Genomic DNA, 13,189 nt, shown 5'->3' on the forward strand with positions numbered 1-13,189 from the left:
ATGAGCGATGCCTTCTTATCTTCTCCACTACTTTTCTGATGTTTGATTCCTCCCAGTCTATATGCTCCCACTTCAACCCATAGATATCACCATTTCTAAATCCTGTATAGAACATGGTAAGGATCCATGGCTTAACGTGGTCCACAAACTCATAGAATCAAGATCTAGAAGATGCTTTTTCCCATGATATATACTCCTTCCTCTTCTGTCCTTCTTTTCGATATAGTTCTGAATTCCATTCAATATGCACTTCACTTCCTCGTCATCAAGGACCCTCCTTTCAGCGCTCATTTCTTCATCGTCAATATCGAGCGGCTTTTTTAGCTTAACCAGCTTGAGCGGATTATCTTTTATTATTTTCAATTTTTCAGCGTAATTCAGTGCTGCCTGTAGCGATGCATACCTCCTTTCCCACCCCCCAAAACTTGAAGGCCTACGGCCTTTTGGCTCTTCTTGGCGCGCCCAGGCGCTTAGCTCGTTCTCCTTTTTGCTTCTCCAGTTATCCACATCTTGCTCACAGAGAGAGTGCATTGGCTTATCTAGCCAGTCACTAAACTCTTTTTTGAGAGAGTCAATATCATTGTCGCCCTCTATGTCATATTTTTTATGAGACCTATACTTCTCTTCCAAGAAGTGGGAAAAGGTTATATCTTTATTTTTCTCCTTTTCAGCCTCAGCCCTAGGGTCTTTCTTCTCGTACCTCCTTTTAACCGCCAGCTTACCAGCTTCCGCTCTAGCTGCATCAACTGTCATCTCCCCATACAAACCTATCGTTACGGTTCTTTTTTTATATTTCCTCTTGCCGTTTTTAATTTCAGCCACAGGAGAATTATACACATAACGAAACACAATGCTTCTAGAGGTTCTTTTAATCCCAAACCCTGCCACTTCAGTATCCCAAGCGAAATCTCCCACATCCATAACTTTAGAAAGAGAATTAACCTCACCCTTTGTTAACTTATGAACTCCGTGAGACTTCACCGGCTTGTTTTTCTTTTTTTTCTTACCATTAACCCCCGGGCTGGGCTCCGGGCTGGTTTCCGGGCTGGTTTCCGGGCTGGCTTCCGGGCTGGTTTCCGGGCTGGCTTCCGGGCTGGTTTCCGGGCTGGCTTCCGGGCTGGCTTCCGGGCTGGCTTCCGGGCTGGCTTCCGGGCTGGCTTCCGGGCTGGCTTCCGGGCTGGCTTCCGGGCTGGCTTCCGGGCTGGCTTCCGGGCTGGCTTCCGGGCTGGCTTCCGGGCTGGCTATTGTGGCTACTGGCATCTTCCTGACTCGATCTCAGACTCCAACATTCATCGTCCCTGGCAATCATACAACGCCCCCGGACACATCACAACACGATACAGACCCGTTTTATCTTATTTTTTGATGATTTGACGTAGCCAGCCGTAGGTTGTGAGCACCCGATTTTCGGGTTATCATGCACTCGTAATGCGTAGGTCGGAGGTTCGACTCCTCTTTGCGGCACCAGAAACATATTGGAAAACGGCCACTTGGCGCATCATCGCGGCAGCCGTTTTTCGTTGCTCGGCTGCTAGGTAGCAAATAGGTAGCAGCCAGCGGAATCAGGCGGGGGCAGTTAGCAGACGGCAACCAGTCGGCAATGAAGCGAACCGCACCTACGTCACAATGCAATCGGCCCGGCTGGCGCTGATGGGGATTCACCCGGCGTGGGGCCAAGACCAAGCTGAACCAAGGCGTCCGTCAGCCGCAGCGGCGGGCATGCAGTTCAGGTGTTAATTTTCGTCTCCGTCTTCCTCCTCCTCCTCGGGAGGAAGCTCAAAGCTCTGCTGATCTGGCAACGGCGTGATGCTCGCCACTGATTTGGTCGATCCTCTCCACCAGGGCGGCGGCACGATCAGCGGCACGCTCTATTACTTCTCCGGTCTCAGGGTCTGTTAAATCGACCGGATCGGCATCACGCATGAATTGCACAAGGACGTTCGTGTAGATGACGGCTCGCATCTATCCCCTCTGATCCAATATCGACTCGTGAGGAGCTTCATTGCTGTGCCACAAAATGCCCCCCACGCCCCGCATGCGTTCGATAGCCGTCTTGAGTGACGCCTTTTCCAGGGGCTCATAGGAGCTGATATGCATTTTCTTCAATCGCCAACCACCTGTCTGGCGACGCTCCCATTCCCCCTTGCCGTGAATTCGCACCTGCTTGAAGAGCAGGGGTGCCAGCCGGGCAGCGGTGTCGATATCCGTTTCGCAGTTTAGGGTCTCACCATTGGCCCCTTCGAGCCGTACGGGTACGGTGTCATCCTTGCCGCCGATGGTGTACAGCCTTCCCTGCACGCTGCCAGTCTTGAATATCACCATCGGTTTTTGCTCTCTGGATATTCTGGGGAACTCAAAAATACGGGCTCCTTCAGATGTCAGCACCCCGGATGCGTGATCTTCCTCCATGAGTTCGGCCAGTCGCTGGTATGCCTTTTTCGCGGCTTGGAGCCCAGACCATGCGCTATCTCTCTGACTCGATGGAGCACCTCGGCATGGTGGTCGTCATCTACACGCACATTCAGCTTTGCCGAGCCCTCGCTGACAGACTCAAAATGCAAGCGCCCGCCCTTCCCGTAGAGTTCAGAGAGCTCGCACAGGTAATCAGCCAGGCGTTTCATGGAGAGATCCGCCGGCTTGATACCGTCTAGCTGAAGAGTGAGCGTTTTCATGGATGAATTATAGTCAATGCAGGTGATGCATGGATAGGCACCTTAGTCGAACGACTCCTACCAGAACACCCGGCCGACGATCGTAAGGTCTGAAAGGCCTGCCTGGTGAAAGACCTACCCAGGGTGTATTCCCTTTCGTGCTGCCCGCGTTGGCGCCCTGAGCCCCGGAGTGAAGGCCTCATCAGACAATAGGCACGAGCCTCCGCCTTGAAGCGCAGACAGATAGGGTGGTCATGGTCCGGATCGTCCGGACACCATTAGCCTTCTGATTTCTCTGACCATGACGCCCCTGCCCTGATTGGCAATCCCCGGGACCTGAGAACATACTGATAAGAAGTAGTACAGGCTACCCTCGACATGGACGCTGAAGAGCATGCGGATTCAACAATCATGCTGTCAGGAATGGCATTGGATAAGAATAAATAGCAATGCGACGCTGGCGAGCTTTGCCCTGGTTACCGCCTCCCTGACCACCATTGCGAACACCCACGAGCCCACCCGCCTTTTCGGTACCGAGACCCTCGGCGACCTACCGAGCCTGGTCGACGAGACGCCCAATGACCGGATAGCCCGATCATGAAACTCGTGCGCCTCTCCGTGGTCAGCATCACCGCTTGCGTGATAGGCCTTGTCGCCCTGGTCCTGGTAGGTTTGCACAGCATGGGCGAAATGCAGGAAAAACAGGCGGAGATCAAGGCCCTGATGGATCTCCACCATCGCATCGGGGAGTTCTCGGTGGCAAGCGATGCCCTGCTTGTCAATCACGCCGACCCGGCGCGCCTGGAGAGCTATCGTGCCGAGGCCACATCCTTGAAGCATACCTTGGCAGAGCTTGCGGAGGTCCATCCCGACGCTCGTCGCGCCATCCACCACATCGACTTCCTGGTCGGCACCCTTGCAACCGTCTATTCGCAACCCACCCGGCTCCGGGAGGAAAGCGACACCCAACGCCAGGCAGACAGTCCCCTGCTCCTGCCCTTGCGTAGCCAGGTCATCATGAATCAGGTTGCCGGCTATGGCATCGAACTGGACACCGCACTTCGGGAGGTGACGAGTCAGCGCCAGACGATGATCGCCCGTGATGCCAACTGGATTGCCAGTGGCTTCGCCACCGCCGCGGGGCTCTTCGGGGCCCTTTGCGTCGTCGCCTTCGGGCTGATGTATCGGCGAATCCACGGCCCCCTGCGGTCCCTTTACCACGCCACCCGGCGGGTGGAGGCCGGGGAGCCCGATGTCCGCGTCCCGGTTTCGGGGTCGGATGAATTCGCCGACCTGTCGCGCACCTTCAACCGCATGCTCGACCGCCAGGACGGCATGCTGGAGACCCTCTCCGGGGCCCTGGCCACGCGCCGCGCGCTGATCGACGCCCTGCCCGCCCATATCGCCCTGCTCGACGGCGACGGCAAGATCCTCGACGTCAACGACCAATGGCGGCACTTCGGCACAAACAATGACTCTCGAGATACCACCTTCGGCGTCGGCAGCAACTACCTTAGCGTTTGTCGCGCTGCCAACGGCGACTGCGCCGAGGAAGCGCTTGAAGCGGCCGAAGGATTGAAGGCCGTGCTGGCTGGCCACCAGGCCTCCTTCGCCCTCGAGTATCCCTGCCACTCCCCGGACCAGCCCCGCTGGTTTCGCATGATGGCCAGCCGGCTGATGCCGGGCCAGGAAGCCCAGGGCTTCCTGGGCGCCGTGGTGATGCATGTGGACATCACCGAGCGCAAGCTGGCGGAGCGCGAGCTCAAGCGCCTGGCGTACCGGGATCCGCTGACCGGCCTCGCCAATCGCCTGGGCTTCATGGAGGCCTTTTCACGCCACATTGCCCAGCACGGCTGGAACCCGGCGGCCCTCATCGTCTTGCTGGATATCCGCGAGATGCGCAACCTCAACGATGCCTATGGTTATGACACCGGCGACCACCTGCTAATCGAATTGGCGCGTCGCCTCGAAAATGGCCTCGGCAAGGACATCCTCATCGGGCGCATCAGCGGCGACCAGTTTATCCTCTTCCTGCCCGATGACGGGAGTTCACACCCCCGCGAGCGTCTCGATCACCTTGACGACCTCTTCCATACGCCCCTACAGGTAAAAGACTTCATCATCGAGATCGCGGCTCGCGGCGGCTATACCTTGCTCGGCGACAACGAACGCGGCGCCGAAATTCTGCTGCACGAAGTGGAGATCGCCCTGCACGAGACTCGCCTACGCGACAACGGTGAGTTCTATCGCTACAACCGAGAGATGGATCGACTCGCCCAACGGCGCATTGACCTTACCCGCGACCTTCGCCAAGCCCTAGAGGATGACCAGTTCGAATTGCACTACCAGCCCAAGGTGAATCTCGCCACCGGTGAGGTAATCGGCTGCGAGGCGCTGATCCGCTGGAATCATCCCCAACGCGGGATGCAGATGCCCGGCCAGTTCATCGGCGTGGCGGAACAGAGCCAGCTGATCGGCCCGATCGGTGACTGGGTGCTCCTCCAGGCCTGTCGCCACCTCCGCGAGTGGCAGGAGGCCGGACTCGATTTGGTCCAGGTCTCGGTGAACGTCTCGGTGGATCAGTTCCGCCTGGGTGACTTCACAGAGAAGGTGCGTGAGGCCCTCGAGACCCATGACATCGACCCGTCGTCCCTGACCCTGGAGATCACCGAGAGCGTGTTCAGCGAGGAATCCGTGCAACTGCGACAGCAGATCAACGACCTGCATGCGCTGGGGGTACGGCTCTCCATGGATGACTTCGGCACCGGCTATTCGTCGCTGCTCTACCTCCAGCAATACCCCTTCGACGAGATCAAGATCGACATGGGCTTCGTGCGCAAGATCCTCGACGAGCCTCTCAACCGCAACATCGTGTCGATGATCCTGGGCATCAGCCAGGTGCTGGGCGCCGATACCGTGGCGGAAGGCGTGGAGACTCCCGCCGTGCGTGATGCGCTGCTCGAGTTGGGCTGCCGCATCGGCCAGGGTTACTATTACAGCATGCCCCTGGAAGTGGAGGACTTTCGCTGGTTGTTGGAAAAACAATCCCGTCTGCCTCTGGAACTACGCCCTTCCCCCGGGGTGTCATGAGGTGGCACCGGAAGATAGCGGAACCCCGCCACAAGGAAACGCAATGAACGACACCGAAACAACAGCGGAGTACGGGCTCGTCAAGCGAGCCACCGGCATTCGCGATCTGGATACCGTCACCCACGGCGGCTTGCCGGCCGGGGGCGTGACCCTGGTGATCGGCGAGCCGGGCTGTGGCAAGACCATCCTCGGCCTGCAGATCCTCGCCAGCGCCCTGGCAATGGGGGAAGGCGGCGTCTTCATGAGCTTCGAGGAATCCCGCGATCAGATGCTGCGCAACGCCGACGCCTTCCGCTGGGGACGGAGCCTGCGCGAGTCGGCGCGCTGCGAGATCATCGACGGCCAGTCGATGAAGGAGGCGGAATTCTCCGGGGCCTTCGATATCGAAGGGCTGCTCGCCGTGCTGGATCACTGCGCCAGGCGCGTGGAAGGCACCTGGATCATCCTCGACGGCATCGACCAATTGCTGCGCCGCCAAGCCGACAGCCAGATGGCCATCGACCAGATCGTCCAACTCAATGACTGGAGCATCGCCCAGGGGTATAGCCTGCTGCTGACCGGTAAGCACACGGGCAATGAGAGTTTCCAGCCGGATCACCTCGCCGGCATCGAATTCATGATGAACACCATCCTGGTGCTGTCGAGCGGCCTGGTGGACAAGCGCCTCAACCGACGCTTCCGCATCGCCAAGTACCGGGGCACGCGTCACAACCCCGATGAACTAGCCATGCTGATCGACGACGATGGCATTCGTCTGCCCTATGCCGAGCCCTTCATCGCCGAGGCGGTGCCGGCCGCCGGCGAACGTCTCAGTACCGGCATCGAGCGCCTCGACAAGATACTCGATGGCGGCGTCTATCGCGGCTCGATCACCCTGGTCTCCGGCCAACCCGGCACCTCCAAGACAACGCTCGGAGCGGCCTTCGTCGCGGCCGCCGCCGGGCGAGGCGAGCGGGCCCTGCTGATCAGCTTCGACGAGTTCGCGCCCCAGATCGTGCGCAATGTCGCCACCCTGGGCATCGACCTGCAATCGCCCATCGACAGCGGCCTGCTGAGAGTCGTCGCCCGCGCCAGCTGGAATGCCATGGTCGAGGAACACTACCTGGCCCTGCTGAACCTGATGGATGAATTCCGGCCCGACTGCCTGGTGATCGACCCGGCCTCGGCCCTGCTCAAGGCGTCCGGTGCCGAGAGCGCCTTCCTCGCCCTGGAGCGCCTGCTAGCCGCGACACGCACCCGGGGCATCACCACCATGCTGACCTCGCTGTCCGAGGCCGATGACCCCTTCGGCGAAGCCAGCCTGAGCCATGCCTCGACCCTGGCCGATACCTGGATCGTGCTGCGCTACCAGATCAACGGCGGCGAGCGCAATCGCTCGCTGTCGGTGGCCAAGTCACGCGGGACGGGACACTCCAACCAGGTCCGCGAGATGCTGCTTTCCGCCGATGGCGTCGACCTCGCCGACGTCTACCCCTTCGGCAGCGAGGTCCTGATGGGCACCGCGCGCGTCCAGAAGGAAAGCGAGGAAGCCGCCCTGCGACAGCGCCTGGTCAAGGAACGCCTTCGCCAGAGGCAACGGCTGGAACGGGAGATCGACAAGACCCGTACCCTTATCCAGCAGGGGCAGGAGGAACTTGAACGCCTGCAGGAGGAACTGGTAGCCGAGCATGACGACCAAACGGACATCGATCGCGGAACGGACCGTCACCAGGACGATATACTGCGACGTCGCAATCCCGGCGAGGGAGGGCAGGACCGATGAACAGCCCGCTCGCCGACGATACCCACCCGGAGCGTACCGCTCTAATCTTGTTTGTTACCGGAGAGGCGCCCCGCTCGCAGCGGGCCCACCTCAACCTCGCGGCCGCCCTCGAAGCCGCCGGTATCGGTGACACCCCGGCTCGCGAGGTCGACCTGCTACGTGATCCGCAGCAGGCCATCACCTTCGGCATCTTCGCCACCCCCGCCCTGATGCACATCGATGCCTCGGGAGAGCGCCGAGTGCTCTATGGAGACCTCTCCGATGAACACCGCCTGAACGACTTTCTCTCGGCGCTCTGACGGCACTGCGGAAAATACCCATGCCGATGAAAAGGCTCAGCCGATCTTGACCCACTTCGGTCTTTTCGGCCAAGCCAGGCCTCAGGACTTGCCGGCAGTGAAACCGCCATCGACCATCAGGTGGGCACCGGTGACGAAGCTGGCCTCATCGCTGGCCAGAAACAGAAAAGCGTTAGCCACCTCCTCCGGGCGGCCCAGACGACCCAGGGGATGCAGGCTGATAAGCCCCTGCAGCATCTCGTCATCCAGCGCCTCTAGCAGCGGGGTGTCGATATACCCCGGGCCGATGGCATTCACTCGCACGCCCTTCGGCGCCGCCTCGATGGCCAGCGTGCGTGTCAGATTGACCACTCCGCCCTTGGCCGCCGTATAGGCGGCGGTCTGCGACTGGCCGAACACGCCGAGGATGGAGGCGCAGTTGACGATGCTGCCACCACCCTGCTCGTACATCACTCTCAAGGCCGCCCGGGCCACACGAAAGACGCCGTTGAGGTTGATATCGATAACCCTGAGATAGTCTTCATCGCTCAGCTCATCGGTGGGACAGATGCCACCGATCCCGGCATTGTTGAACACCGCCTCCACGCTGCCCAGCTCCGCAACGGTCTCCTCGAACAGGCGGTCGACCTGGGCTGTATCGGTAACGTCGCACGCCATGAACAGGCAGCGGCCGTCGTACCGTCCATCGAGTTCAGCGGCCCTTGCTTGACCGTCGCTGTCCTCGAGGTCGGCGATGACCACGCTGGCGCCCTCCTGCAGGCAGCGCTCCACGCTGGCCAGGCCGATGCCGCTGGCGCCGCCGGTGACGATGACGTTCTTGCCCTTGATGCGCATGGGTCTTCCCCTGTCGATGACCTTCCGGCGCGACGAATAACCGCGCCTTTGCGCCTCCAGTGTAGTCAATCACCTCGCCGCGGAAACCCCGCACCGCCGCAGCTTCCGATACTTTTTCAGCGTGTCTTGACCCGCATCAACTCATCCCAGCGAGTGGTATAGCGCGAGGTGCGCCGCTCGCAGCGCAGCGCCCAGGCGGTTCCCTGGCGAGGCAGGCCGAAGCGCACGGTGTCGCGACCCATCTCGCGATTGAGCCGGTCCACCGTCGCCATCAGCCGCTGGCTGCGCCCGCGCGCCGCCTCGCTGCGTGGCGCCAGCAGCGAGAGCTGGTGGCGGTCGGCCTCCACCAGGTCGAGCAGCATCACCCCGCACTTCTGGTAGCGCACCCCTTCGAGGAAAATCGCCGCAAGCCCCTTGCCTGCAGCCTCGAGCAGCTCGCGGCTGTCGTCGCTGGGGGCCGGCAACGGTACCACCACGCTGTTGCGGTACTGGCGCTCGCCGGCCAGGTGCGGGTTGGTGCGCAGGAAGACCATCAGCGCTCGCGCCTGGCTGCCCTGGCCACGCAGCTTCTCGGCGGCCCGGGCAGCGTGCTGGCGCACGGCCTCCTGCAGGTCGGCGAACGCGTCTGTCAGCCGCCCGAAGGAGCGCGAGACCATGATGCGCTGGCGTGGCTCATTGATGTCATCGAGCACGATGGCCGGGCGGCCGCGCAGCTCCCAGACGATACGCTCCAGCACTACCGAGAAATGGCGCCGGACCTGCTTGGGATCGGCCTGGCGCAGCTGCCAGGCGGTGTGGATGTCCATCAGCGCCAGCCGTTCGGCGGTGCGCCGCGCCACGCCCCACAGCTCGGTCACCGGCAGCCCCCTGAGCAGTGCTCGGGTGGCGGTCCCGTCGGCCTCCAGCAGGCAGACACCCTCGTAGGCAGGCATCTTCTTGGCCGCCCGGTTGGCCACCTTGGCCAGCACCCGAGTCGGCGCCAGCCCCACGCAGACCGGGATGCCGGTGTCGCGGCGTACCGTCTCGCGCAGCCGCTGGGCATGCGCCTCCAGGCGGCTCAGGGCGAAGCCGGAAAAGCCCACGAAGCTCTCATCGATGGAGTAGGCCTCCACATCCGGCGAGAATTCGGCCAGCACCAAGTTGACCCGCCGGCTCATGTCGCCATAGAGCGCATAGTTGCTCGAGAGCAGCACTGCCTGGCGGCGAATGGCCGGTGGCAGCAGATGCATCGGCGCGCCCATCGCCACGCCCAACGCCTTGAGCTCGTTGGAACGCGCCACCACACAGCCATCGTTGTTGGAGAGCACGCCGACCGGGCGTCCCTCCAGGCGCGGATCGAAGACCCGCTCGCAGCTGACGTAGAAGTTGTTGCAGTCGACCAGGGCGATCACGGCTCGCCCCCCGGCAATGCATGGATCACATGGGTGACCACGCCCCATACCTCGCATTCACGGCCCGCCAGGGGGATCGGCGCGAAGCGCGGGTTGCTGGCCACCAGGAAGGTCCGTTCACCGCGGCGCTCCAGGCGCTTCACGGTGGGCTCACCATCCACGGCGATCACCACCACCCGCCCGGGCAGCGGCTCCAGGCTCCGATCCACCACCAGCAGGTCGCCATGGTGGATGCCATCACCGAGCATGGAGTCGCCCTCGGCCCGTACGAAGTAGGTGGCGGCCGGGCGGCGCACCACATGGGCGTGCAGGTCGATCTCCACATCCAGGTGGTCGTCGGCGGGGCTCGGGAAGCCCGCCCGCACCCGGCAGCCCATCAGTGGCTGGGCCGTATCGCCGGGGAGCAGCACGGCACGGCCGATCACCCGGGCGGTGGTGGATATCGGCAATATCATGGGCCTCTCCATCAAAAACTGTATATATAGACAGTATTCGACACTTCTCCCCTGCCTGGCAAGCCCTGCCGGTACACCACGACGCGTGCTACCGTGAAGGAGCGAAAACAAATAACCATTACAAAGAACGATCACCAGGACGTCCGCCATGCCCCATCCCCTGCTCTCTCGTCAGCCCTTCACCGAAAAGGGCAAGGTGGTCTCCGCCCGTGAGGCCGTGAATCTGATCCGTGACGGCGACGCCCTGGCGACCGGCGGCTTCGTCGGCATCGGCTTCGCCGAGGGGCTAGCGGTGGCGCTGGAGGCGCGTTTCCTGGAGACCGGCGAGCCCTGCGACCTGACCCTGATGTATGCCGCCGGCCAGGGCGACGGCAAGACCCGCGGGCTCAATCATTTCGGCCATGAAGGGCTGGTCGCCAAGGTGATAGGCGGGCACTGGGGCCTGGTGCCTACCCTGCAGAAACTCGCCATCGAGGGGCGTATCCAGGCCTGGAACCTGCCCCAGGGAGTGATCTCGCACCTCTTCCGCGACATCGCCGCCGGCAAGCCTGGCACCCTCACCCGGGTGGGGCTGGGTACCTTCGTCGACCCGCGCCTGGGCGGCGGCAGGATCAACGACGTCACCCTCGAGGAGCGCGTGTCGCTGCTGCCCGTCGACGGCCAGGAGTACCTCTTCTATCGCGCGCTGCCGCTGCAGGTGGCGCTGCTGCGCGGCACCACCGCCGACACCCTGGGCAACGTCAGCATGGAGCGCGAGGCCCTGACCCTGGAGGCACTGGCCATCGCCACGGCGGTACGCAACTCCGGGGGCGTGGTGATCGTGCAGGTGGAACGGCTGGCCGAACACGGTACCCTGCACCCCAAGGACGTGAAGATTCCCGGCATCCTGGTCGACTGCGTGGTGGTCTGCGAGGACCCAACCCATCACTGGCAGACCTTCCGCACCGCCTACAACCCGGCCTATTCCGGTGAGATCCGCGCGCCCATGGCAACGCCCGAGCCGCTGCCGCTCTCGGCGCGCAAGATCATCGCTCGGCGTGCGGCCTTCGAGCTCAAGCCCAACAGCGTGGTCAACCTGGGGATCGGCATGCCCGAGGGGGTCGGCGCGGTGGCAAGCGAAGAGCGCCTGCTCGAGCACCTGACCCTGACCGCCGAACCCGGGGTGATCGGCGGCCTGCCGGCCGGCGGGCTCGACTTCGGCGCGGCGCTGAACACCCAGGCGATCATCGACCAGCCGGCCCAGTTCGATTTCTACGACGGCGGCGGGCTCGATATTGCCTTCCTGGGCATGGCCCAGGTCGATGCCGCGGGCCACGTCAACGTCTCACGCTTCGGCCCGCGGCTGGCCGGCGCCGGCGGCTTCATCAACATCAGCCAGAACGCCCGCAAGGTGGTGTTCATGGGTACCTTCGTGGCCACCAAGGAGGCGCTCGCTATCGTCGATGGACGGCTCGAGTCGCCCCCGAGCGGCCAGGGCAAGTTCGTCGAAGAGGTGGAACACCGCACCTTCAGTGGAACCCTGGCAGCCGCGGACGGCAAACCGGTCTGCTATGTCACCGAGCGGGCAGTGTTCGAACTCACCCCGGAGGGGCTCACTCTCACCGAGATCGCCCCGGGGGTCGATCTGGAGCGCGACATCCTGGCGCTGATGGCCTTCACCCCGCGGATGCCCGAGCCGCCCCGCACCATGGACGCGCGCATCTTCCGCGAGGCGCCTATGGGGCTCGCCGACGAACTGCTCGACCAGCCGCTGGCGCAGCGCTTCAGTCTCGACGAGAGCGAGGACGTGCTCTTCATCAACTTCGAGCACATGCGGGTCGCCTCCCGGGCAGACATCGACGCCATCGAGCGGGAGGTCGAGCGCCGCCTCGCCCCGCTGGGTCGCCGGGTCCAGGCCGTCGTCAACTACGACCATTTCCGCATCGACGACGCCCTGCTCGCTCCCTACACCGAGATGGTGCGCGGCCTCGAGCAGCGCTTCTACAGCCGGGTGACCCGCTACACCACCAGCAGCTTCATGCGCCGCAAGCTCGGCCACGCCCTGGAGGCGCGCGCCGTCTCGCCCCATATCTACGAGAGCGCCGAAGAGGCCCGCCGACACCTCAAGGCGTGATCTCGGGAGGGCTCGGCGCTGAACCGCAGGTTCGCGCTGTGGCGATGCAGGGCCAGGCGAGGCATTACATCGCCACTTCCGCTGGTTTCACGAGCCGATCGAACACGCCGTAGGCAAGTTGCATGACCTCGTGGTGGCTACCGGCGCTGAACGCGATGATGTCGGCTTCGGCCAGATGCGGCGATACGAAGACCTCCAGGTCGAAGAGGTTGCCGAAGGGGGGCATGGCGCCGGGCTCGCAGTCGGGGAAACGCTCGCTGAACGCGCTCTCCTTGGCCAGTTCGACGGATTGGGCGCCGAGAGACTGGGCCAATCGCTGCAGGTCGACCCGATCGGAGGCCGGCAGCACCGCCAGCGCAAGGCGACCGTCGACGTTGACCATCACGTTCTTGGCGAAGTGGCGGCCGGGCACATGGGCTGCCTCGGCAACCTCCTGGGCGGTATAGGCCGGGGAATGCTGCTGTATGAAGTATTTTACGCCATTCTCGTCGAGAAACTGCGTGACGCGTTTCATAGCCATGGGAATCCTCCTCCCGTGTGTCGTTCAAGGATCTGTCGACAAGTCTCGTTCAGCCGCTTTCCCAACAGCCTGGC

At 62.5% G+C, this 13,189-nt stretch carries 13 protein-coding genes and 1 tRNA gene; 7 read left to right on the plus strand and 7 right to left on the minus strand.

Annotated elements, in window-relative coordinates:
- Window positions 1–72: 72 nt before the first annotated feature.
- Window positions 73–1,260: an integrase arm-type DNA-binding domain-containing protein gene (locus U5L98_RS17160; RefSeq protein WP_322559476.1), complete on the minus strand. Its 1,188-nt coding sequence runs from the start codon at window positions 1,258–1,260 to the stop codon at window positions 73–75.
- 122 nt (window positions 1,261–1,382) lie between these two features.
- Between U5L98_RS17160 and U5L98_RS17165 the strand changes: the two genes are divergently transcribed.
- Window positions 1,383–1,467 (plus strand) — tRNA-Thr (locus U5L98_RS17165).
- Between the two features lie 309 nt (window positions 1,468–1,776).
- Here U5L98_RS17165 and U5L98_RS17170 read toward each other — a convergent pair.
- The gene (locus tag U5L98_RS17170) at window positions 1,777–1,962 is read right to left on the minus strand and encodes a hypothetical protein (RefSeq protein WP_322559477.1); all 186 of its coding nucleotides are present in this window, start codon (window positions 1,960–1,962) and stop codon (window positions 1,777–1,779) included.
- On the minus strand, window positions 1,963–2,409 hold the full coding sequence (locus U5L98_RS17175; RefSeq protein WP_322559478.1) for a hypothetical protein: 447 nt from the start codon (window positions 2,407–2,409) through the stop codon (window positions 1,963–1,965).
- A gap of 50 nt (window positions 2,410–2,459) precedes the next feature.
- Between U5L98_RS17175 and U5L98_RS17180 the strand changes: the two genes are divergently transcribed.
- The 5 genes from U5L98_RS17180 (at window position 2,460) to U5L98_RS17200 (ending at window position 7,802) form a co-directional block, all read left to right on the plus strand.
- Window positions 2,460–2,651: a hypothetical protein gene (locus U5L98_RS17180; RefSeq protein WP_322559479.1), complete on the plus strand. Its 192-nt coding sequence runs from the start codon at window positions 2,460–2,462 to the stop codon at window positions 2,649–2,651.
- A gap of 394 nt (window positions 2,652–3,045) precedes the next feature.
- Window positions 3,046–3,252, plus strand: coding sequence for a hypothetical protein (locus U5L98_RS17185; protein WP_322559480.1), 207 nt, complete (start codon window positions 3,046–3,048; stop codon window positions 3,250–3,252).
- Window positions 3,249–5,741, plus strand: a complete 2,493-nt coding sequence (locus U5L98_RS17190; protein ID WP_322559481.1) for an EAL domain-containing protein — start codon at window positions 3,249–3,251, stop codon at window positions 5,739–5,741. Before U5L98_RS17185 ends, U5L98_RS17190 begins: the two co-directional genes overlap by 4 nt.
- A gap of 43 nt (window positions 5,742–5,784) precedes the next feature.
- Entirely contained in the window at window positions 5,785–7,503 is a 1,719-nt protein-coding gene (locus U5L98_RS17195) for an ATPase domain-containing protein (protein ID WP_322559482.1), read from the plus strand.
- Window positions 7,500–7,802, plus strand: a complete 303-nt coding sequence (locus U5L98_RS17200) for a circadian clock KaiB family protein (RefSeq protein ID WP_322559483.1) — start codon at window positions 7,500–7,502, stop codon at window positions 7,800–7,802. The genes U5L98_RS17195 and U5L98_RS17200 overlap by 4 nt, the downstream gene beginning before the upstream one ends.
- 81 nt (window positions 7,803–7,883) lie before the next feature.
- On the opposite strand, the gene U5L98_RS17205 is transcribed toward U5L98_RS17200, so the two are convergent.
- The 3 genes from U5L98_RS17205 to U5L98_RS17215 form a co-directional block, all read right to left on the minus strand.
- Window positions 7,884–8,636 carry an SDR family NAD(P)-dependent oxidoreductase gene (locus U5L98_RS17205; RefSeq protein ID WP_322559484.1) on the minus strand — a complete coding sequence of 251 codons (753 nt, stop codon included), beginning with the start codon at window positions 8,634–8,636 and terminating at the stop codon, window positions 7,884–7,886.
- A gap of 116 nt (window positions 8,637–8,752) precedes the next feature.
- Window positions 8,753–10,027 carry a Y-family DNA polymerase gene (locus U5L98_RS17210; protein WP_322559485.1) on the minus strand — a complete coding sequence of 425 codons (1,275 nt, stop codon included), beginning with the start codon at window positions 10,025–10,027 and terminating at the stop codon, window positions 8,753–8,755.
- Window positions 10,024–10,482 carry a translesion error-prone DNA polymerase V autoproteolytic subunit gene (locus tag U5L98_RS17215; protein ID WP_322559486.1) on the minus strand — a complete coding sequence of 153 codons (459 nt, stop codon included), beginning with the start codon at window positions 10,480–10,482 and terminating at the stop codon, window positions 10,024–10,026. The genes U5L98_RS17210 and U5L98_RS17215 overlap by 4 nt, the downstream gene beginning before the upstream one ends.
- Window positions 10,483–10,630: 148 nt before the next feature.
- Between U5L98_RS17215 and U5L98_RS17220 the strand changes: the two genes are divergently transcribed.
- Window positions 10,631–12,595, plus strand: coding sequence for an acyl CoA:acetate/3-ketoacid CoA transferase (locus U5L98_RS17220; RefSeq protein ID WP_322559487.1), 1,965 nt, complete (start codon window positions 10,631–10,633; stop codon window positions 12,593–12,595).
- A 64-nt stretch (window positions 12,596–12,659) separates the two neighbouring features.
- On the opposite strand, the gene U5L98_RS17225 is transcribed toward U5L98_RS17220, so the two are convergent.
- The gene (locus U5L98_RS17225) at window positions 12,660–13,115 is read right to left on the minus strand and encodes a YbaK/EbsC family protein (RefSeq protein ID WP_322559488.1); all 456 of its coding nucleotides are present in this window, start codon (window positions 13,113–13,115) and stop codon (window positions 12,660–12,662) included.
- Window positions 13,116–13,189: the final 74 nt, after the last annotated feature.

This window comes from Halomonas sp. (assembly GCF_034520545.1).
GTDB lineage: Bacteria > Pseudomonadota > Gammaproteobacteria > Pseudomonadales > Halomonadaceae > Halomonas.